Source organism: Nonomuraea sp. NPDC048892 (assembly GCF_040649735.1).
GTDB lineage: Bacteria > Actinomycetota > Actinomycetes > Streptosporangiales > Streptosporangiaceae > Nonomuraea > Nonomuraea maheshkhaliensis.
In genome coordinates, this window is sequence record NZ_JBEZFZ010000002.1 from 234,693 (window position 1) to 255,433 (window position 20,741).

The following is a 20,741-nucleotide window of genomic DNA, read 5'->3' on the forward strand; positions in this document are numbered from 1 at the left end:
GCACGAAGGCGGCAACCACATGGCTGATCCGTACCCGAAATACGCCCGGCTCCGTGAGCGCGGCGCCGTGCACCGCGTCCGCACCCCGTTCGGCGGCGACGCGTACCTGATCACCAGATACGCCGAGGCCCGCGCCGCGCTCAACGACCCGCGCCTGTCCAAGCATCCGAAGAACGCGCCGGCCTTCCTGCGCGAAGCGGGGCTCGTCACCGGCGACGCCGGGCCGCTCGGCGTCAACATGCTCTCCTCCGACCCGCCCGACCACACCCGCCTGCGCCGGGTGATCGGCAAAGCCTTCACCGCCAGGCGGGTGCTGGCCCTGCGCCCGCGCATCCAGGAGATCGCGGACGACCTCCTGGCCGCCCTGCCGGTCGGCGAGGAGGTCGATCTCATCGAGGAGTTCGCCTTCCCGCTGCCGATCACGGTGATCAGCGAGATGCTCGGCGTGCCCGTCTCCGACCGTGATCGATTCCGTACGTGGAGCCGCGACCTGATCACCACGGCGTCGGCCCCCGAGCTCAGGCGGCGGCGGGAGGCCGCCACCACGGCGCTCACCGGCTACCTGTCCGGCCTGGTCGCCGAGCGCAGGGAGCGGATGGACGACAGGCGGATGGACGACAGGCGGATGGACAGGGAGCCGGCGAGCGAGACGCAGCCCGACCTGATCAGCGCCCTGATCGTGGCCGCCGACCGGCACGGCGAGCTGGACGAGACCGAACTGCTCGGCATGCTCATGCTGCTGCTGGTCGCCGGGCACGAGACCACGGTCAACCTCATCGGCAACGGCGCCCTGGCCCTGCTGCGCGCCCCGGACGTGCTCGGCGCCCTCGCCGCCGATCCCGGGCTGGTGCCGGCCGCGGTGGAGGAGCTGCTGCGCTACGACGGGCCGGTCGAGCGGGCCACGTTGCGCACCGCCGTCGAGGACATCGACGTGGACGGCGTCACCGTCCCCTCGGGCAGCCTGGTCGTGGTCGCCCTCAACTGCGCCGACCGTGACCCCGCCCGGTTCGACCGGCCCGACGAGCTCGACCTGGCCAGGCCGGACAACCAGCACCTCGCCTTCGGCCACGGCCCGCACTTCTGCCTCGGCGCGCCGCTGGCCAGGCTGGAGGGCACGATCGCGTTCACCTCGCTGCTCGGCCGCTTTCCCGGGATCCGGCTCGCCTGCCCGCCGGAACGGCTCCAGTGGCGCTCGCAGAGCGCGATGATGATCCTGCGCGGCCTGGAAGCCCTTCCCGTCATCCTCGAACAGCCCGTGCCGTGTTGACAGCCGGGCTTACTGCCGAAAGGCTTTGCCATTCGGAATGGCTCAGTGGGGAGCGCTGCTTGATGAGGCACACCGAACTGAAGGACTTCTGGGAGCGCCGCCTGGAGGCCGACTGGACCGAGAGCGGAGTCGGCTACAAGCAGCTCGGCCGGGCCTTCAACTCGTACATGTATCTGATTCGAGGAGAGGTCTTCCGGCGTGAGGTGGGACGGCTCGGGCTCGACCTGGCCTCGGCGAAGGTGCTCGACGTCGGCTCGGGCACCGGCTTCTACCTGCGCCAGTGGCGGGCGCTCGGCGCCCGGTCGATCACCGGAGCCGACCTCACCAAGGCCGCGGTCGAGCGCCTGATCGCCCGCTTCCCCGAGTCCGAGATCCTCCAGCTCGACCTCGCCGACCCGGGCGAGCTGATCGAGCCGGCCTCGTTCGACGCGGTCTCGGCCATGGACATGCTGTTCCACATCACCGATGACGAACGTTACCGCTCGGCCCTGCGCACGCTCGGGCGGGCCACGAAGCCGGGCGGCGTCCTCGTCCTGTCGGAGAACTTCCTGCACAGGCCCGAGCAGCGCGGCGACCACCAGGTCAACCACACGCTGCCGTGGATCACCACGGCGCTCGGCGAGGCCGGCTTCGACGTCGTCCGGCGCGCGCCCATGCTCGTGCTGATGAACGCCCAGGTCGACGCCAACCCGGTGTGGCGCAAGCTCTGGGGCGGCTTCCTGCGCGGCGTCACGCTCACCGAGGCCACCGGCCGGGTGGCCGGGGCGCTGCTGTCGCTGGTGGAGCGGCGGCTCGTCCGCGTCGTCCGCGAGAGCCCCACGACGGAGTTGATGATCTGCCGCCGCCGAGCTGAGTGATTACGATATCTCTCACATGATTGTTGACAATCTGAGTGAGGGAACGTGTCCACAGACGCGGGAACGGTCCTCGACGCGATCCGTCAAGGGATCATGCGGGGCGATTTCGTGCCTGACCAGCGGCTCGTGGAAGCCGACCTGTCCGAGCGCTTCTCCGCGAGCAGGAGCTCCGTGCGCTCCGCGCTCCTGCAGCTGGCCAACGAGGGCCTGGTGGAGCGGGTGCAGAACCGCGGCGCGCGGGTGCGGGCGGTTTCCGTGGAGGAGGCGATCGAGATCACCGAGGTGCGCATGGTGGTCGAGGGCCTGTGCGCGGCCAAGGCGGCCGGCCGGGTCACCCCGGGCGCGGTCGCCGAGCTGCGCGAGATCGGCGCGCTCATGTCCGAGGCGGTGCGGTCGGGCGACGTCCTCGGCTATTCGGAGCTCAACCAGCTCCTGCACCGCCGCGTCCGCGAGCTGAGCGGTCAGTCCATCGCGGAACGGGTGCTGGAACGGCTGCGCGGCCAGGTCGTCCGCCACCAGTTCCGGCTGTCCATGCAGCGCGGCCGCCCGGCCAGGTCGCTGGGCGAGCACCTGGCCATCATCGACGCCATCTGCGCGGGGGACCCCGGCGCGGCCGAACAGGCGGCCCGCCGTCATCTGCGCAGCGTGATCGCGGCTTTACGGGATTCTCGGGACTGATCGCCCTTGACGGTTGTCGCCCATATTGTTAACAATCTGTTTCAGCAAACAGATCGTGGGAGACATGCATGCCGGATCACCCCCAGCCCTCCGCGCGAGCGCGTGACCTCGTCGCGGACGCCTACGACGTCCACGTCCACGTGGCACCGGATGTGATGCGCAGGCGGATCGACGACCTGACGCTCGCGGCGCGCTTCGCCGAGGTCGGGCTCGCCGGCTTCGTGCTCAAGTCCCATTACGTGCCCACCGCGGAACGCGCCGAGGTCGTACGGGCCGCGGTGCCCGGCGTCGACGCAGTTGGGGCGATCACGCTGAACGCCTCCGTGGGCGGTATGAACCCCATCGCCGTCGAGATCGCCGCACGCGGCGGCGCCCGGTTCGTCTGGCTGCCCACCGTGGACAGCGCCAACCAGCGGGCCTGCACCGCGAGCGACCCCGAGGGCGCCACGCCGCCCATGTGGGCCAGGCTCCAGAACGACCTGCGGGAGGCCGGGATGGCCGCCGACCCCGTGGACGTGGTGGGGCCGGACGGCGCGGTGCCGGATCGGACCAGGCAGGTGCTGCGGCTGATCGCCCAGCACGACCTGACCCTCGCCACCGGGCACCTCAGCGCCGACGAGATCGACGCGGTGGTCGCGGCCGCCGTCGCGGAGGGCGTACGCCGCATCGTGGTCACCCATCCCGAGTTCACCTCACAGCGGGTCGCGATCGACCGCCAGCGCGCCCTGGCCGCCAAGGGCGCCCTGCTCGAACGCTGCTTCACCACCCCGCACTCCGGCAAGGTCTCCTGGCGGACCTGGTTCGAGCACATCGACGCCGTGGGCCCCGAGCACTCCGTGCTCTCCAGCGACCTCGGCCAGCCCTTCAACCCGCCCGTGGAGGACGGCCTGGCCCTGCTGGCCGACCGGCTGCTCGCCGAGGGCTTCACCGACAAGGACGTACGCACCATGGCCGTGGACAACTCCCGTCGGCTGGCGGGCCCCCGATGAGCGACACCGTGATCAGCGACACCGTGATCGAGGTGAGCGGGCTCGGCAAGCAGTTCGTCAAGGACGCCGTCGGCGTCGTGGCACTGCGCGACTTCGACCTCACGATCGCCGAGGGCAGCTTCGTCACCGTGCTCGGCCGCAGCGGCTGCGGCAAATCCACCATGCTCAACCTGCTCGCCGGCCTCACCACGCCGACCTCGGGCACGGTCTCCTACCGCGGCCGGCCGGTCGCGGGCCCGCGTACGGAGGTGGGCTACCTGACCCAGTCCGACACGCTCATGCCGTGGCGCAGCGTGCACAGGAACGTCGAGCTGCCCCTGGAGATCGGCGGCGTGCCCGCGCAGAAACGCAAGGAACGCGCGGCCCAGCTGATCGGGAAGGTCGGCCTCGAAGGCTTCGAACGGCACTACCCGCGCGAGCTGTCCGGCGGGATGCGCCGCCGGGTCAGCCTGGCCAGGATGCTGGCGGGCGATCCGGAGACGCTGCTCATGGACGAGCCGTTCGGCGCCCTCGACGCCCAGCTCCGCGGCGAGCTGCAGGCCGAGCTGCTGCGCCTGTGGGCGGACGGCGGCCAGACGGTGGTGTTCGTGACCCACGACATCGAAGAGGCCCTGCTGCTCGGCGACCGGGTCGTGGTGCTCGGCCCGGTCGGCCGCATCGTGCTCGACCGGCCCATTGACCTGCCCCGGCCCAGGGACGCCGACGAACTCAGGATCGACCCCGAGTTCGTCGCCCTGCACCGGGAGCTCACCGCCGCGCTGCGGGAGGGAGCCCGATGACCGCGATCCAGACCGTGCGGCTCGACAGGAGCTGGTGGACCCGGCACGGCGGCACCGCCACGGTGTGGTCCCTGAGAGCGCTGCTGGTGGTGGCGCTGCTGGTCGTGTGGGAGCTGACCGCCGAACGCTGGTTCGACATCACCTTCACCAGCCGGCCCAGCGACATCTGGACCCGCCTGGTCCAGTGGCACCAGGACGGGACGCTGTGGTCCAACACCTGGATCACCGTCCAGGAGGTGGTCTACGGCTTCCTGCTCGGCGCCGCGGCCGGCGCGCTGACCGGCTTCGCACTGGCCTCGGCGCGGGCCCTCTACCAGGTGCTCGACCCGTTCATCATGGCCCTGTACGCCATCCCGAAGGTCGCCCTGGCGCCGCTGTTCATCGTCTGGTTCGGCATCGGCATGAGCATGAAGGTGCTGCTGGCCGCCGCGACCGTGTTCTTCCTCGTCTTCCTCAACACCGCCGCGGGCGTGCGCGAGGTGGACCGCGGCCTGATCGACGCCGTACGCCTGATGGGCGGCGGACGGCGCGACATCATGGTGAAGGTCGTCGTCCCTTCGTCCATGACCGGCCTGCTCACCGGGCTCAAGGTGGCCATCCCGTACGCGCTCATCGGCGCCGTGATCGGCGAACTGGTGGCCTCCAACCGGGGCCTCGGCTACCTGATCAACGACGCCGCCGCGCAGTTCGACACCGCCGGCGTGTTCGCCACCCTCGTCGTGCTGAGCGTGATCGCGGCACTGCTGAACCTGCTCGTCGGGATGCTCGACCGCCGCGCCAGCCGGTGGAAGCCGCTGGGAGAGGAGCGGTGACCCGCGCCAGGGCACCCCGTTCCCGCACGGCCGCCCCGCGCGTGCCGATCCTCAGGACCCGCCCCCGGCCCGCCGCGCTGAGCGTGCTGATCCTCGCCACGCTCCTGCTGGCCGTGACCGGCTGCGCGCAACGCAGCTCGACCACGCCGCCCGGCGTCCTGAACGTCGGCCAGATCAGCAACTCGCTCGCGTTCTTCCCGCTGTTCGTGGCCGAGCAGAAGGGCTATTTCGCCGAGGAGGGCGTCAAGCTCGGTGAACGGCCCAGGCTCGGCACCGGGGCCAAGGTCGCCGCGGCCCTGAAGTCGGGCAGCATCGACCTGGGCGCCGGAGTGATGACCGATGCGCTCAACCTGGCCAGGATCGACGACAAGGGCAGGCTGGTGGCCAACCTGGTCGACCGCTACTACGTGGACGTCGTGGTCGGCGCCTCCTTCACCGGCGCGACCCCGTCCGACCCGCTCGACCAGCGCATCCGCGCCCTGCGCGGCAAGAAGATCGGCATCACCGGGCCGGGCAGCGGAACCGAGGCGCTGGTGACGTACCTGTTCGCCAAGACCGGGATGAACTCCGCCACGGACAGCGAACTGGTCAACCTCGGCAGCACCGCCGCAGCCGCCCTGGGCGCGCTCAAGGCGGGCCGGGTCGACGCGCTCGCCTTCTTCCAACCGATCGCCCAGCAGGCCACCGCGGCCGGGATCGGTGTGCGGTTCATCTCGCCCGCCGCCGGCGACGTGCCGGGACTGGAACGGACCTCGCACGGCGTCGTGTTCACCACGCAGCGGATCATCGACAAGAAGCCCGAGGAGGTCGCCGCCTTCCAGAACGCGCTCGGCCGCGCCCAGCGCTTCATCCACCAGGCCGACACCGCCGAGATCATCCGGCTGCTGGGCGTCTATCTCAAGGGCATCGACCCGAAGGCGCTGACCGAGCTGCCCGCGCTCATGCGGAGCGAGATTCCCGAGAGCATCGGCTTCCCCCGGTCGTCCTTCGACGCCGCCATCGCCTTCCACCGGACGACCGGGCTGGTCAAGCACCTGCCGTCGTACGAGCAGATCGTGCCGCCCGCGCTGCGGGCGAACGCCACCTGACGTGCTGGGGCGGGCTCCCCCTCCCGCCCACCCCAGCCTCCCGGCCAACGCCGGAGCCTTTTGCTGTCCGGACGCACCCGTATGATCCGGCGCTGGTGCGGAAAGCGGGGGAAAGCGTTTGCCTCCGGCCGGTGCCGCCCTGGAGTGAACGTCAACGGAGGATAAAGTGGGGGTGGCGAGGGATGGGGAAAGCGGAGGAAAAATGGGGAAATTGGAGCGGCACGTCACGATCACCGACGTCGCGGCGCTGGCCGGGGTGTCGGTGGGCACGGCCTCCAAGGCCCTCAACGGGCGCGGATCGCTGCGGGAGGAGACCAGGGCGCGGGTCAGGGAGGCGGCCAGGCAGCTCAACTTCGAGGTGAACGCGGGGGCGCGCAGCCTGCACTCGGGCCGGACGTACACCGTGGGCATGATCACCACGGACACGATCGGGCGGTTCAGCATCCCCGTGCTCATGGGCGCGGAGGACGCGCTGGGGGCGGGGCAGATGTCGGTGTTCCTGTGCGACGGGCGCGACGATCCGATCAGGGAGCAGTACCACGTCAAGACCCTGATCGGCCGCCGGGTCGACGGCATCATCGTCACCGGCCGCCGCACCGAGGCACGCGCGCCGATCTCCCCGGCCCTGCCCGTCCCCGTCGTGTACGCCTACATCGGCTCGACCGACCCCGACGACTGCTCCGTGGTGCCGGACGAGGCGGGCGGGGCGCGCAAGGCGGTCGAGCACCTGCTGGCCATCGGCCGCACCCGCGTCGCGCAGATCACCGGTCCAGAACACCATCACTCCGCCCGCGTCAGGGCCGGCGCCGCGGCCGAGCGGCTGGCGGAGTCGGGGCTCGCGCCCGCGGGGCCGGCCCTGTTCGGGGCGTGGAGCGAGGTGTGGGGGCGGCAGGCGATCGGGATGCTGCTGGCCGGCGGGACGGAGTTCGACGCCGTCTTCTGCGGCAGCGACCAGATCGCCCGCGGCGTGGCCGACGCGCTGCGCTCGGTGGGGCGGCGGGTGCCCGAGGACGTGGCGCTGGTCGGGTTCGACAACTGGGGCGTGATGGTGGAGGGCTCCCAGCCGCCGCTGACCAGCGTGGACATGAACCTGGAAGGGCTGGGCAGGACGGCGGCGGAGATGCTGCTGGCCGCCATCAACGGCTCGCCGTCGCCGGGGCGGCACGCCCGCCCGTGCCATCTGGTGGTGCGGGAGTCGACCACGGTGCCGCTGGTTCCCGGCATCGCCTGACCAGCCGTCACGGGCGGTTGGGGGCGTCACGGGAACTGGGGTGTTACGGGCGGTGGGGTATTACGGACGGTGGAGCAGGAGCATGGCGGCGTCGTCGTGCAGCGGGCCGCCCGTGTGCTGCACCAGGTCCGTCCGCAGAGAGTCGAGCGCCTCCTGCGGGTCGTCGCGGCGCAGCAGCCACGCCCGCTCCATCAGCGGGTAGAACTCGCCGGCCGCGTTTCTGGCCTCGATCACCCCGTCGGTGAAGAACAGGACGCGGTCGCCGGAGCCGAACGGGATCCGTTGCGGCTTCGGCGCCGAGGTCTCGAACACGCCCAGCCCGAGGGGCAGCCCCTGCTCAGCCGGCTCGGGGGCGTGCAGCTCGCCGTCGCCCGTGATCAGCAGCGGCGCCGGGTGGCCGAAGTTGACCAGCGACATCTCCTTCTCGTGGATCTCCGCGATGATCGCGGTGACGAACTGCTCGCCGCCTAAGTGCCTGGCCAGGCTGGCCTCCAGGCGGTCGCCGATGTCGCCCAGGTCGGCCTCGTCGTAGGCGGCCTCGCGGAAGGCGCCGAGCACCCACGCCGCCGTCTCGACCGCCGCCAGGCCCTTGCCCTGCACGTCGCCGATCAGCAGCCGGACGCCCTGCGGGGTGGTGACGACCTCGTACAGATCGCCGCCGATCCGCGCCTCGGCCGCCGCGGAGGTGTAGGACAGCGCCACCCGCACGTCGCCCGCCCGCCGCGGCACCGGCCGCAGCAGCACGCGCTGAGCGGCCTCGGCGACCTGCCGCACGCTGGCCAGCTCGCGCTCGCGCTGCAAGCGCAGCCGGCTGGCCAGCATGCTCGCCGCCGTCACCCCGGCGATGGAGATGACGGTGAGGTTGTTGGCCCAGGTGAACAGCAGGTCGTTGTAGATCGCCATGGGCACGCAGATGGCCAGCGCCACCGCTCCGACGGCGGCCGTGCGTCGTACACCGCCCGACACCGACGCGAAGGCCGGGCCCAGCGTGAGCAGCGGCAGGAAGACGAGGTTCTGGCCGGCGAGCAGATCGACCAGGGTGACGCCCAGCATGACGATGAACGGCAGCCAGCGCAGGACCCGCAGAGACGACCTCATCCCACCCCCGGTACGGACTTCACGCGCTGTTGACACACCAGCATCGCGCAGGACGCCCGCTGTTCTCAAGCGGGATAGTTCCAGGTTTCCTGTGTATTCCGGACGCCAGAAATCCCCCTTTTCGCCAGAAAGGCGCGGAATCGTGTTCGTGCAGGTACGTAGCGTGAAATTGTACTGCAATTCTACTTACGCGTATTTTGGCGCGCCGCGCTAGATTCGAGGCGTCGGAAAATCGGGCCGCCGAAAGGGGACATCAAGTGGCGTTGACCAATACCGGCATGCGGCGTTTACTCGCGGATTCAGGCGAGCCGCGCGGCTGGGTCTCTCCCCAGACGGACCTCGTGACGGCGTTGCTGGGCATCTGGTTCGGCGTCGGGTTGATGATCGACGCGTGGGCGCACACCAACCTCACCGAACTGGAGACGTTCTTCACGCCGTGGCACGCGGTGTTCTACTCGGGGTTCGCCGTGGTCTCGGGCTGGATCTGCTGGCAGGTGTGGCGCGGGGTGCGCGCCGGTCGGCAGGGGCCGGCGGCCGTGCCCAACGGATATCTGGCCGGGCTGGTGGCGATTCCCGGGTTCGCCGCCTTCGGATTCGTGGACATGATGTGGCACACGATCCTCGGCATCGAGACGAATCTTGACATTCTTTTCAGCCCTTCGCATCTCGGCCTTATCGTGACGATGCTCATCATCATCACGACCCCACTCCGCTCCACCTGGAACGCCCCCGACGTGGGCGAAAGGCCGTCGCTCGGACGCCTGCTTCCCGCGCTGATCGGGCTCGGCTTCGCCACGGCGCTGGTGTGGCTCTTCCTCTCCTACGGCGACGCCATGCAGTACGGGCCGCAGCGCATCGTCGAGAGCTTCTCCGCCACCGACAACCAGGGCGCCGCCCGGCTGGCGTCCGCGCTGGTGATCACCAACGTCGTCACGCTCACCCCCGTGCTGTTCCTCGTCCGCCGCTGGCGGCTCCCGTTCGGCGCGGTGACCGTCCTGTACGCGCTGAGCGTCCTCATGCCCGGCGCGCAGACGGAGTTCAGTAACCTGCCGATCCTGCTGGCGTTCGTGGCCGGCGGGCTGGTGAGCGACCTGCTGATCCTCCGGCTGCGCCCGTCGGCCGCGCGCAGGGGCGCCTTCTGGGCCTTCGCCGGGCTGTCGCCGTTCGCCACCTGGTCGCTCTACTTCGCGGTCGCCTCGGTGGCGGGCGGCGGCCTGCCCGCCGTCCCGGAGTTGTGGACGGGCGCGCCGGTCGTGGCCGGGCTGATCGGCCTGGCGTTCGGAGCCCTGTTCCTGCCCAACGCGCTCCCCGCCCCCGACGCGGCACCGGACCGCGACGCGCTCGCCGATCCCGGCGCGTCCGCCGACTCCGGCGTGCTCGCCCGCTCCAACGTGCTCGACGACACCGAGCGGGCATGATCCGACGGCTCCGAGCGGCGGCGGTCCAGGTGCTGTGTCTCGTCGCCGTGCTGGTCGTGGGCACCGCCGTTCCCGCCGCGGCGCACAACGTCACGGTGGGGGCGGATCTGCGGATCGCCCAGACGATCGCCGGCGCCGAGGTCACGGTGGTGATCAAGGGGACGCCTCGCGTGCCGGGGCCGCTGCGCATCGGGGTGATCGCGTACCAGCCGGTCACCGCGCTGCCGGTCGGCCTGGAGGTGCGCTCGGTCGAGGACGGGCGGACCGCGACCGCCACGGCGCGGGCGGCGGCGCGCGATCCGCAGTACGCGGAGCTCCGGGTGAACCGGACCGGGCCGCACGAGCTGAAGCTGAGCGCGGGGAACGAGGTCGCCGTGATCCCGTTCCGGGTGCTGGTTGACCGCGGTTCCGCGGGCGACTTCCTGATCTACGGCGGCCTGTTCGTGGCCGCGATGCTGCTGGTGGGCGGCCTGCTCACCGGGGCGCTCGCCCGGCGGGGCACGGCGATGCTGCTGGCGGCGGGGGCTGCGGCCGGGGTGACGGTCGCCGTCATGGTCATCGTGTTCGAACCCTGGATGCCGCCGCCCGTCCCCGACGGTGCCGCACCCGAGGCGTCGTCGGAGCCGTTGTCCGGGGCGGGGTCGGAGGCGGGGTCGAGGGTGGTGACGGGCGGGCGGCCGTACGTGCAGACGCGGGTGGCGACGGTGCCGGCGCGGCCGGCGGCGGGGGAGGAGTTCACGCTCCGGATCGACCTCGTGGACGGCTCCACCGGCCGTCCCGTGGACGACCTCACCGTGCACCACGAGGCGCTCGCCCATGTGGTCGTGACCAGCGAGGACGGCCGCTACTTCCGCCACCTGCACCCCCTGCGCACGGCGCCGGGCAGGCTGGAAGTCAGGCTGCGCGCCGACCGCCCCGGCCGCTACCTGACCCATGCCGAGCTGGAACGGGAGAACTCAGGCGGCCAGCTCGCCACCGCGACCGTCACCATAGGCGGCGAGGCCCCACTGTCGGACCCACCGTCGTCGAACCGTTCAGCCACGGATCCGGCCACCACGGATCCGGCCACCACCGACTCGGCTGCGACAGACCCGACTGAGACGGGTGCCGGTGGCGTGGGTGCTGTGCCGCGGTTGCGGCCTGACGTTCCTGTGGCGGGGCGTCCGGCGACGATCGAGCTGGACGCGCCCGCGGGCGTGCGGCCCTGGCTCGGGATGGCCGGTCACCTGCTCATCCGCAGCCAGGACGGCACCTTCTTCGGTCACGTCCACGAGATGGGCGCCCCGGGCTCCCGGCTGCGGTTCACCTTCAGCTTCCCGCAGGCGGGCCGCTATCTGGCCTGGGCCCAGTACGCCACCGGCGAGGGCGTCGTCACCGTGCCCTTCGCCGTGGACGTGACGGCATCGGAGGCCACGCGATGAGCCGGAAATGGGCCCTCCCGGCCCTGGCGCTCGTGGTCGTCGCCGTGACGCTGTTCGTGGTGGGCAGGAGCATGGCGGCCGAGCCGCTGCGCCTGACGACCACGGGCACGCGCTACGCCGTCACCGTACTGATCGAGAATCCGGCGCCCGGGCGGGTCGCCGCCGAGGTCGAGGTGACCTCGGGCGACGCCGACACCGTGACCCTGTCGGCGGTGATGGCCGACATGGGGCACTCGACGCCCGAGGTCGCCGCACGCGAGCGGGAGCCCGGCCGTTTCGTGGCCGAGGGGGAGTTGTTCGCGATGAGCGGTGTGTGGGAGCTGTCGATCCGTCTCGACGGTCCGGCCGGCCAGGAGGAGCTCGCCGTCAAGGCCCTGATCCCCAGCTGATCCCGCCCGATCCCGATCCGCGTGATCCCGGCTGATCAACGCTCTACAAGAACCGTTCCCGCAGAACCGCTCCAGACGAGCCGCCGCGGCCGCTTCGCCCCGTTCGAGGGGTGGGGCGGCCGTCGTCGTTCAGGCAGCCGACGCTCAGTTGTTCCCCGGCCAGGGGTTGACAGGACGCCTCCCGCCTTAAATTATTATTCCTACTTGTATAGTAGGAATGGTGGGAAAGGGGAGATCGTGCGGGCACTCATCCTGCTCGGGCTGGTCGGTCTCGCGGCTCAGCTGGTCGACGGCAGCCTAGGCATGGCCTACGGCGTCACCTCGACCACGCTGCTGCTGGCCATCGGCACCAACGCGGCGGCGGCATCCGCCACCGTCCACCTCGCCGAAATCGGCACCACGCTCGCTTCGGGCATCTCCCACTGGCGCTTCGGCAACGTGGACTGGAAGGTCGTCGCCAAGATCGGCATCCCGGGAGCCGTGGGCGCGTTCGCCGGCGCGACGTTCCTGTCGAGCCTTTCCACCGAGATCGCCGCCCCGGTCATGTCGATCATCCTGCTGGCCCTGGGCGTCTACATCCTCATCCGCTTCACCGCCTTCGGCCTGCCGCGCGGCAACCTGGGCAAGCCGCTGCGCCGGCGCTTCCTCGCGCCGCTCGGCCTGGTGGCCGGCTTCGTGGACGCCACCGGCGGCGGTGGCTGGGGCCCCGTCGGCACCCCGGCGATCCTGGCCAGCGGGCGCATGGCGCCGCGCAAGGTGATCGGCTCGATCGACGCCAGCGAGTTCCTCGTCGCCATCGCGGCCAGCGTCGGCTTCTTCGTCGGCATCGGCTCGGAGAACATCAACTTCTCCTGGGTGGCCGTGCTGCTGCTCGGCGGCGTCATCGCCGCGCCGATCGCCGCCTGGCTGGTCCGGCACATCCCGCCGCGCATCCTCGGCTCGGCCGTCGGTGGCGTCATCGTCCTGACGAACGTGCGCACGCTGCTGCGCAGCGACTGGATCGACGCCTCCACCGGCGTCCAGACCGTGGCGTACATCGTCATCGCGGTCATCTGGGCGGCGGCCATCGCCTACTCGGTACGCGAGTACCGCCGCGACAAGGCCAACGAGTCGGTCGAGGCGGTGGAGAGCGAGTTGCGCGCCCGCGGCTCAGAGGAGGAGACGGCCTCCGCCTGAAGCCCGCCGCCCATGAGAATCTCCGCCCGTACCCAGTACGCCCTAGGCGCCATGCTCGCCCTGGCCGTGGCCGACCGCCCGGTGCACGCCGAGCGGATCGCCGTCACGCAGGAGATCCCGCGCCGCTTCTGCGACAACATCCTGCTCCAACTACGCCGGGCGGGCCTGATCCGCAGCCAGCGGGGCCCCGACGGGGGCTACTGGCTGGCCCGCCCGGCCGGGCAGATCGCGCTCGCCGACGTCATCCGCGTCACCGAGGGCGCGGAACCGCCCGCCCGGCCCTTCTCCCCGGCCGCCGCGCCGCTGGCCGAGATCTGGGACCGGCTGCGCAGCCACGAGAACGCCCTGCTCAGCGAGATCACCCTGGCCGACGTGATCGCCGCCGGCGACTCCAACGATTCGGCGGTAGCCGGTCGGGAGGTGCGGTGAAGACCTCCGGCCGTTGACGGGCGCCGTGACCCCGACGGGCTGGCAAGCTGTATCCCGTGGTTTTCCGGGTGCGCGAGTTCGAGCTGGCGCTGATGCACCGCATGAAGGACCTCAACGCCGGCAAGGTGGAGGAGGCGCTGCACGGCATGGGCGCCTCCCGCGCCGAGCTCCGTGAGGCCCACGCCCACTGGACGCGGCTGGCCCACGCCCCGAGGGCGCCCAAGGGGGCCGCGGCGCTGCGGATGGCGCTGGGGGCGCCGCCGTACCGGGACAGCAGGCCCGCGGGCAGCCTGACCTGCGACGTGCTGCGCTGGCCGCTGCCGAGCTGGCCGGGCCTGGCGTTCGAGGCCCTGGTCGGCCCCGGCGGCGAGGTGTGGAACCAGTGGTTCGTCCGGCCCGAGGGCCCGGCGGAGGTGGCGTTCGCGGACCTGACACCGTGGACGTGCGTCGTGGCCGACCTCGGCGCGAGCTTCCCCGGCGCCGTCCAGATCGAGGGCCCCGCCCCGCAGCACTGGACGGTCGACTTCCCCCACGACGGCCGCACGTACCGCGCCCGTTTCGTGTACGGCCTGCTCCAGCGCCTGGACCCGTCCTGACGAGACCGCCGCCCAGGTCCGCGCCGAACCACTGGCGCGGACCTGGGCCGGGTGGCGTCAGCGGGGGCGCTTCACCGTCAGCAGCGCCCGGTAGGCCGGCTTGGGCGCGAGGTTCTCGTCGAGCAGGCAGGCCGAGCCCTCACCCTCGAACCAGCCGGGCACCCACGAGTGCCGGTCGGTGTAGCCCCACACGGTCAGCTCGCGGCACGCGCGGACGCTGAGGCAGTCGGAGAGCGCCCGGCTGTAGTACGTGGCCTGGGTCGCCAGCTTCTCCGGCGTCACGGGCAGCACCATGCGCACGTCCAGCTCGGTGACCGCGATTTCGAGGCCCAGACCGGCGAAGCGGCGCATCACGTTCGCCCAGTCGCCCGGGTAGTCGTACTGGATGCCCAGGTGGCCCTGGAAGCCGGCCCCGTGGATCGGCACCCCCTGCGCCCGCAGGTCCTTGACCAGGGCGAAGGTGGTCTCGATCTTGGGGGCGTTCCACTCCAGGTTGTAGTCGTTGATGTAGAGCTTGGCGTGCGGGTCGGCCTGGTGCGCCCAGCGGAAGGCGTCGGCGATGTAGCCGGGGCCGAGGTGGGTCAGCCAGAGGGTCTGCCGCATCGTGCCGTCGTCCTCGACGACCTCGTTGACCACGTCCCAGGCCCTGATCTTGCCCTTGTAGCGGCGGACCTGGGTGGTGATGTGGTCGCGCAGGATCTTCCTGAGCTCGGTGGCGTCGATCGAGCCGTCGGCCACGCCGCTGGTCAGCCAGGCGGGCAGCTGGTTGTGCCAGACGAGGGTGTGGCCGCGTACCTGCTGGTGGTTGCGGCGCGCGTTCTCGACCAGTGCGTCGGCGTCGGCCCAGGTGAACACCCCGCGCTCCGGCTCTACGGACTCCCACTTCATCGCGTTCTCCGCGGTGACGTGGCTGAACTCGCGGTTGAGCACCCTGCGGTAGTCGGACTCCGCGCGCAGGGCGGCGATGTCGACGGCAGAGCCGATCTTGACGCCGGTCTGCTGCGCGAGCTGCCGCAGGTCGCGCGGTGGGCGCGGATGGGCGGACGCGGGCAGGGCCGGGGTGGCGAGGACGAGCGCTAAAGCGATGATCAGGAGCTTCACCGTGTTACCTCCGATGCCGGAGCCGGGGGTGCCAGACGAGCGCGACACGCGACCGAAAGTTTCGGTGGTGTGTCCGATAATTTCACCGGCTGCCGGAACCGTAAGCGCTGCCCGGACAGGTCGTCAACCTCCGGGCAAGGGTCAATCGGCGGACTCCGCCGGTCCGATCAGACGAGCACCAGGATCGCGACCCCGAGCGTGAAGTCGAGCACCGCGCAGAACTCCGCCAGCGACCGCGTCACCACCTGGTTCGCCCGCCAGACGACGACGTCCTGCACGGCGTGGCCGATGAGGGCGGCGGCGACGAGATAACTTCCCGCGACCGGCGACAGGGACAGTGCGACGACCGCGGCGCCGCCGAAGACCAGCATGAAGGGCACTTGCAGCGCGGTCAGCGGCGGCCGCCGCGCCACGCCGGCCACCAGGGCCAGTACGGTCACGCACACCGCCCCGCCCACCAGCGCCGGCCACGGGTCCGCGTCGAGCACCCGTGCCACCGCCACCCCGACCACGGACGCGACGAACAGCGGCCAGACCACGGCCGGCCGGCCGAGCAGCGCGGTGCCCAGGTAGATGAGCGCGGCCAGGAACACGATGAGCGCCTGGGGCCGGCCGTCGTCCATGCCGAAGGCGCTCTGCGCCATGACCGCCAGCCCCAGCCAGGTGGGCCAGCGGTGGGCGATGCCGAGCAGCGCCCGGATCGGCAGCGGTCGCTCCGCGCCTGCGGGGGTGGGTGTGGGCTCGGCTGAGGGCGTTATGTCGGTCATGCACACGACTGTCACGCACGCCCCCATCCTCCGCCGAGTCGTGGGAAAGGCCAGGTCCGCAATCTTGGGCACCCTGTCCGCCGGGCCCCGGTCGTCCGAATTATATGTATATCCAGTAGGAAATGTTGACTTTCTCCAGAAGGGCTCGTAGCTTCAAGGGCATGAGCCAGGGCCTCCACCTGACCCGGCGCCCGCACGTGGACTTCGGTCACGTCGCCAGCGCGCAATGTCGCTGATCACGAAATCTCGCCGTTTCACCCCTTTGTCCCTCCCGAAGAGGAGAGATTCGTGATCCACCATGCCTCGACCGCCGTCCCGTACCCGATCGGAGACGGCTCGTGACGCTGCCGGAGGTACGGACGCCGCCCCTCCAGGAGAGGAAGCCGCTGGAGGTGGTGACCGTGCCCGCCGAGCACGTGATGCCGGTCCGCCGCGACGACCTCAGCACGTTCCGCAGCTTCGGGCTGCTCATCCACGCCGCCATCGACACCGGCATCGCCGAAGGAGCCCTCACCGAGGCCGACGCCTTCCTGCGCGGCTACACCAAGGGCGGCTGGCCGGGCGCCCTGCCGGAGAAGGTGGTCGAGGACCCGGTCGTCGTCCAGCGCTTCGGCGAGCTGGCCGTGCTGACCAGGGCCGCCAGGGCGCTGCTGGAGAGCGCGGGCGAGGCGGTGGACCGGGCCCGCGCCGCGGCGCCGGAGGAGTTCGAGGAGCTGGCGGGAGAGGCCGCCGTCGCCATGGCCGCCGCGCGGGCCCAGGCCGACCGGGCCGCCAACCGGGTCACCTCCGAATGGTTCGAGCTGGCCGGGGCGAGCGCCGCCCGCGGCCCGCTCGGATTGGACCGGCACTGGCGCAACGCGCGTACGCACACCGTGCACGACCCGCGGCGGGCCAAGGTGCACGACGTCGGCAACTACCACCTCAACGGCATCGCCCCCAGGGGTTTCCCCCGATGAGCGGCATCATCCATTTCAACCTGTTCGAGATGAACTGCGTCGGCCACATCCAGCACGGCCTGTGGACCCACCCGGGCAACAACCGCCACCGCTACACCGACCTGGAGTACTGGACCGACCTGGCCAGGCTGCTGGAGCGCGGCCTGTTCGACGCCGTCTTCCTGGCCGACGTCGTAGGCGCCTACGGACCGCTACCGGGGCGGCCCCGAGACCGCCATCCGCGAGGCCGTGCAGATCCCCGCCAACGACCCGCTGCTCGTGGTGCCCGCGATGGCCGCCGTGACCAGGCACCTGGGTTTCGCGGTGACCTTCTCCACCACGTACGAGCCGCCGTTCGCGCACGCCCGCCGCATGTCCACCCTCGACCACCTCACCAAGGGCCGGGTGGCCTGGAACGTCGTCACCTCCTACCTGCGCAGCGCCGCCCGCAACTTCGGCCTGGACGACGAGATCGAGCACGACCTGCGCTACGAGATCGCCGAGGAGTACCTGGAGGTGCTCTACAAGCTGTGGGAGGGCAGCTGGGAGGACGGCGCCGTGCTCCGCGACCGGGAGCGGCACGTCAATGCCGACCCGGCCAAGGTGCACGCCATCGACCACGTGGGCAAACACTTCCGGGTCGCCGGGCCGCACCTGGAGCCGTCGCCGCAGCGCACCCCCGTCCTCTACCAGGCGGGCAATTCCGAGCGCGGCAAGGAGTTCGCGGCCAGGCACGCCGAGGCGGTCTTCACCGGAGGCGCGTCCCTGGAGGCGCTGCGCGAGGACATCGCCGACACCCGGCGCCGGGCCGCCGCGTACGGGCGCGATCCCGCCCACATCACCTTCTTCCCCGGCGCGTCCGTCATCGTGGCGCGTACACAGCGGGAGGTGGAGGCCAAGGTGGCCGGCCTGCAGCGGCACATCAGGCCGGAGGGCTTCCTGGCGCAGCGCGGCAGCGGCATCGACCTGGCCGCCTACGATCCGGGCGAGCTGATCGACGACATCGTGGCCCGCGGCGGCGACTTCACCGAGCGGGCCGTGCGTCCACTGGCCGGCCGCGGCCTGCGGGTCGGCGACGTGCTCGACTCGGTCGGCCGGATCGGCGCAGGCGGTCCGTTCTTCGTCGCGGGCACGCCGGGGCACGTCGCGGACGAGATCGAGCGCTGGGCCGACGAGACGGGCGCGACGGGGTTCAACCTCATGCAGTACCTGTCACCGGGCACCGCGGAGGACTTCATCGAGCTGGTCGTGCCGGAGCTGCAGCGGCGGGGCCGCTACCGCACCGAGTACGGTGACTCGACGCTGCGTGAGCGGCTGCTCGGCCCCGGCGTCAACCGCCTGCCCGCCACCCACCCGGGCGCCGCCCACCGCCGCCCCTGACCCCGCCCGCTCCACCGGCCGGCTATCGGCTCGCCTCGGCGGGTGCCTGCCGCCACGGCGCCTGGTAAGCCCACTGCCAGGCCAGTTCGATCGGCCCGCGGTCGAAGCGGCGCAGCCACAGTGACGACAGGGACATGAACAGCAAGCAGATCCCGGCCCAGGCGACCGGCACCCACCAGGGCCGCAACCCGTCCAGGCGGGTGGCGAGGCCGAGGCCCCAGCCGTAGCAGAGCGCGCCGGCGACCAGATTCTGGAAGACGTAGCACGACAGCGCCGTACGGCCGACGTTGGTGAAGCCGCGGCGCAGGACGCCGGGCGCGCTCCGCGCCCGCAGCACGATCGAGGTGATCAGCGCCAGCAGGCCCAGGGAGACCAGCGGCGCCACGAGGTAGCGGTCCACCATGAACCAGGCGGGCCCGGAGAACGAGGTGAGCAGGTTCAGCGGCACGCCCGCGCCGATCCCGGCGGCGATCAGCCGGCCGCGCAGGCGCGCGCCGCGTTCCTCGAAGACGCCGGCGCGCATCAGCCGCGCGCCGAGCAGGAACAGCACGATGCCGAGCGGCACGATGAAGAGCAGCTCCGCGCGGAAGATCGCGGCGTGGCGCAGGCGGAGCTCCACCTGCTCGAGCCAGCCGGACGGGTGGGGTGCCGCCGTGCCCCCGCCCGCCGGCACGATCATGAGCAGCGCGGTGAGCAGGCCCACCATGGCCAGGAGCAGCGTCCCGGCCGCGACCATCCAGGCCGTGACGACGCGTTCGCTCCGCCCGATCAGATACGCCACGATCATCGAGGTGATCGCGTACCCCATGAGCACGTCGAACTCGAAGATCAGCACGTAGTGCAGGATCCCCTCGGCCAGCAGCAGCGTGGCCCGCCAGAGGTAGCGTCCCGGCCAGGTCAGGCCCCTGCGCACCGCACTGCGGTACTGCAGTTCGAGGCCGACGCCGAACAGCAGGGTCAGCAGCCCGAGGAACTTGCCGTTGGACAGGAACCGCAGGAGCGTCTCCGCCCCGCCGGCGTCCGCGCCGAGGCTCAGGAAGGCCCCGGGGCCGCCGGGGTCGGTGAAGATCCAGATGTTGGTGCCCAGCGTGCCCATGATGGCCACGCCGCGCAGCACGTCGAGCGCGCCGATGCGTCTGTCCACGCACTCAAGCCTGCTGGCGGGCGGGCTCGTTCTGATCGTCCCCAGGAGCGAAATGGGCGGTACATCGATTGATGTACCGCCCCGATACTTTGGTCACCCACGTTGGGTCAGGACTCGACGCCTGACTCCTTGGCGGCCCGTTCGATGGTGGCCAGTTCGTCCTCGGTGAAGTCGAGCCGGTCCACCGCGGCCACGTTCGCCTCAAGCTGCTCGGGGCTGGAGGCGCCCACCAGCACCGAGGTGATCCGTGGGTCGCGCAGCGCCCACGCCAGCGCGAGCTGGGCCACCGTCTGCCCGCGCGCGCTCGCCAGCTCGGCCAGCGCCCGGACGAACGTCAGCACTTGCGGCGTCACCCGGTCCGGCGTCAGGAAGCGGCCTTCGGCCGCCCGCGAGTCGGCCGGGATGCCGTTCAGGTACCGGTCGGTCAGCAGGCCCTGGGCCAGCGGGGAGTACACCACGCAGCCCATGCCCTCCTGTTCGAGCACGCCCAGCAGCGACTCCTCGATGCGCCGGTTCAGCAGCGAGTACGACGGCTGGTGCACGAGGAGCGGCGTGCCGAGCCCGCGCAGCAGGCGGGCGGCTTCGGCGGTGCGCTCGGGGGAGAAGTTGGAGACGCCGACGTAGAGGACGCGGCCGGTGCGGACCATGTGGTCGAGCGTGGCGACCTGCTCCTCCAGCGGTGTGTCCTCGTCGTCGCGGTGCAGGTAGAAGATGTCCACGTAGTCGAGGCCGAGCCGGGCCAGCGAGCGGTCCAGGGTGGCCAGCAGGTGCTTGCGCGAGTTGCCCTTGCCGTACGGGCCGTCCCACATGGGGTTGCTGCCCTTGGTGGTCACCACGGCCTCGTCGCGCAGCGACCGCGGGAAGATCCGCCCGAACGCGGCCTCGGCGGCGCCGATCGGCGGGCCGTACCGGTCGGCGATGTCGAAGTGGGTGATGCCGAGATCGAGGGCCTTGTGCAGGATCGCGCGCTGGCTTTCGAGCGGCTTGGCCTCGCCGAAGTTGTGCCACAGGCCGAGCGAGACGGCGGGGAGGAGCAGTCCGCTGCGGCCGCACCTCCGGTACGGCTGGCGTTCGTAGTCCACGGGGGTGACCTTCCGCAAAGATCGCAATGAAACGTTTTACGGAGCACAGTCAATCATCTTTCCGGCGTCCGATGCCCGGCCGTACCGGTACGAAGTGGACAGGC

The 20,741-nt window shown here is 71.3% G+C and carries 20 protein-coding genes and 1 pseudogene; 16 read left to right on the top strand and 5 right to left on the bottom strand.

From position 1 onward, the window contains the following. Positions 1-19 precede the first annotated feature (19 nt). The 8 genes from AB0C28_RS06575 to AB0C28_RS06610 all read left to right on the top strand — a co-directional run bounded on the left by AB0C28_RS06575 (position 20) and on the right by AB0C28_RS06610 (position 7,701). Complete coding sequence (locus AB0C28_RS06575; RefSeq protein ID WP_357841368.1) at positions 20-1,267, top strand: cytochrome P450; 1,248 nt, start codon at positions 20-22, stop codon at positions 1,265-1,267. A 59-nt stretch (positions 1,268-1,326) separates the two neighbouring features. Beyond that, the gene (locus AB0C28_RS06580; protein ID WP_358073281.1) at positions 1,327-2,124 is read left to right on the top strand and encodes a class I SAM-dependent methyltransferase; all 798 of its coding nucleotides are present in this window, start codon (positions 1,327-1,329) and stop codon (positions 2,122-2,124) included. A 45-nt stretch (positions 2,125-2,169) separates the two neighbouring features. After that, positions 2,170-2,802 carry a GntR family transcriptional regulator gene (locus AB0C28_RS06585; RefSeq protein ID WP_358073282.1) on the top strand — a complete coding sequence of 211 codons (633 nt, stop codon included), beginning with the start codon at positions 2,170-2,172 and terminating at the stop codon, positions 2,800-2,802. A gap of 68 nt (positions 2,803-2,870) precedes the next feature. Then, complete coding sequence (locus tag AB0C28_RS06590) at positions 2,871-3,791, top strand: DUF6282 family protein (RefSeq protein ID WP_357841377.1); 921 nt, start codon at positions 2,871-2,873, stop codon at positions 3,789-3,791. Further along, positions 3,788-4,570: an ABC transporter ATP-binding protein gene (locus tag AB0C28_RS06595; protein WP_357841380.1), complete on the top strand. Its 783-nt coding sequence runs from the start codon at positions 3,788-3,790 to the stop codon at positions 4,568-4,570. Before AB0C28_RS06590 ends, AB0C28_RS06595 begins: the two co-directional genes overlap by 4 nt. Next, entirely contained in the window at positions 4,567-5,382 is an 816-nt protein-coding gene (locus tag AB0C28_RS06600) for an ABC transporter permease (protein WP_357841383.1), read from the top strand. The genes AB0C28_RS06595 and AB0C28_RS06600 overlap by 4 nt, the downstream gene beginning before the upstream one ends. Next, positions 5,379-6,470, top strand: coding sequence for an ABC transporter substrate-binding protein (locus tag AB0C28_RS06605; RefSeq protein WP_358073283.1), 1,092 nt, complete (start codon positions 5,379-5,381; stop codon positions 6,468-6,470). Before AB0C28_RS06600 ends, AB0C28_RS06605 begins: the two co-directional genes overlap by 4 nt. A 202-nt stretch (positions 6,471-6,672) precedes the next feature. Beyond that, positions 6,673-7,701 (top strand): LacI family DNA-binding transcriptional regulator, encoded by a 1,029-nt coding sequence (locus tag AB0C28_RS06610; protein ID WP_357841389.1) that lies wholly within the window; start codon positions 6,673-6,675, stop codon positions 7,699-7,701. A 60-nt stretch (positions 7,702-7,761) separates the two neighbouring features. On the opposite strand, the gene AB0C28_RS06615 is transcribed toward AB0C28_RS06610, so the two are convergent. Then, positions 7,762-8,799, bottom strand: coding sequence for a PP2C family protein-serine/threonine phosphatase (locus AB0C28_RS06615; protein ID WP_357841391.1), 1,038 nt, complete (start codon positions 8,797-8,799; stop codon positions 7,762-7,764). Between the two features lie 257 nt (positions 8,800-9,056). Here AB0C28_RS06615 and AB0C28_RS06620 point away from each other — a divergent pair, with 257 nt between their 5' ends. The 6 genes from AB0C28_RS06620 to AB0C28_RS06645 all read left to right on the top strand — a co-directional run bounded on the left by AB0C28_RS06620 (position 9,057) and on the right by AB0C28_RS06645 (position 14,228). After that, entirely contained in the window at positions 9,057-10,217 is a 1,161-nt protein-coding gene (locus tag AB0C28_RS06620) for a hypothetical protein (RefSeq protein WP_358073284.1), read from the top strand. Next, positions 10,214-11,638 (top strand): hypothetical protein, encoded by a 1,425-nt coding sequence (locus AB0C28_RS06625; RefSeq protein WP_358073285.1) that lies wholly within the window; start codon positions 10,214-10,216, stop codon positions 11,636-11,638. The genes AB0C28_RS06620 and AB0C28_RS06625 overlap by 4 nt, the downstream gene beginning before the upstream one ends. Then, the gene (locus tag AB0C28_RS06630) at positions 11,635-12,027 is read left to right on the top strand and encodes a hypothetical protein (protein WP_358073286.1); all 393 of its coding nucleotides are present in this window, start codon (positions 11,635-11,637) and stop codon (positions 12,025-12,027) included. The genes AB0C28_RS06625 and AB0C28_RS06630 overlap by 4 nt, the downstream gene beginning before the upstream one ends. A gap of 237 nt (positions 12,028-12,264) precedes the next feature. Next, complete coding sequence (locus AB0C28_RS06635) at positions 12,265-13,203, top strand: sulfite exporter TauE/SafE family protein (RefSeq protein ID WP_357841401.1); 939 nt, start codon at positions 12,265-12,267, stop codon at positions 13,201-13,203. A gap of 12 nt (positions 13,204-13,215) precedes the next feature. After that, a complete protein-coding gene (locus tag AB0C28_RS06640) occupies positions 13,216-13,632 on the top strand; it encodes an Rrf2 family transcriptional regulator (protein ID WP_357841404.1) in 417 nt (138 codons plus the stop codon). A gap of 56 nt (positions 13,633-13,688) precedes the next feature. After that, positions 13,689-14,228, top strand: a complete 540-nt coding sequence (locus tag AB0C28_RS06645; protein ID WP_358073287.1) for a hypothetical protein — start codon at positions 13,689-13,691, stop codon at positions 14,226-14,228. Between the two features lie 57 nt (positions 14,229-14,285). On the opposite strand, the gene AB0C28_RS06650 is transcribed toward AB0C28_RS06645, so the two are convergent. Together AB0C28_RS06650 and AB0C28_RS06655 are read right to left on the bottom strand one after the other, a co-directional pair. Then, positions 14,286-15,329, bottom strand: a complete 1,044-nt coding sequence (locus tag AB0C28_RS06650) for an endo-1,4-beta-xylanase (protein ID WP_357841410.1) — start codon at positions 15,327-15,329, stop codon at positions 14,286-14,288. Positions 15,330-15,496: 167 nt separating this feature from the next. Then, positions 15,497-16,096: a hypothetical protein gene (locus AB0C28_RS06655; RefSeq protein ID WP_358073288.1), complete on the bottom strand. Its 600-nt coding sequence runs from the start codon at positions 16,094-16,096 to the stop codon at positions 15,497-15,499. Positions 16,097-16,434: 338 nt separating this feature from the next. Between AB0C28_RS06655 and AB0C28_RS06660 the strand changes: the two genes are divergently transcribed. Both AB0C28_RS06660 and AB0C28_RS06665 read left to right on the top strand, forming a co-directional pair. After that, positions 16,435-17,052, top strand: coding sequence for an acyl-CoA dehydrogenase family protein (locus AB0C28_RS06660; RefSeq protein ID WP_358073289.1), 618 nt, complete (start codon positions 16,435-16,437; stop codon positions 17,050-17,052). A 210-nt stretch (positions 17,053-17,262) separates the two neighbouring features. Next, positions 17,263-18,411 (top strand): annotated as a pseudogene (locus AB0C28_RS06665) (NtaA/DmoA family FMN-dependent monooxygenase); the annotation flags it as partial. A 22-nt stretch (positions 18,412-18,433) separates the two neighbouring features. Here AB0C28_RS06665 and AB0C28_RS06670 read toward each other — a convergent pair. Further along, complete coding sequence (locus AB0C28_RS06670; protein WP_358073290.1) at positions 18,434-19,555, bottom strand: DUF418 domain-containing protein; 1,122 nt, start codon at positions 19,553-19,555, stop codon at positions 18,434-18,436. Positions 19,556-19,662: 107 nt separating this feature from the next. After that, a complete protein-coding gene (locus tag AB0C28_RS06675; protein WP_357841422.1) occupies positions 19,663-20,637 on the bottom strand; it encodes an aldo/keto reductase in 975 nt (324 codons plus the stop codon). Positions 20,638-20,741: the final 104 nt, after the last annotated feature.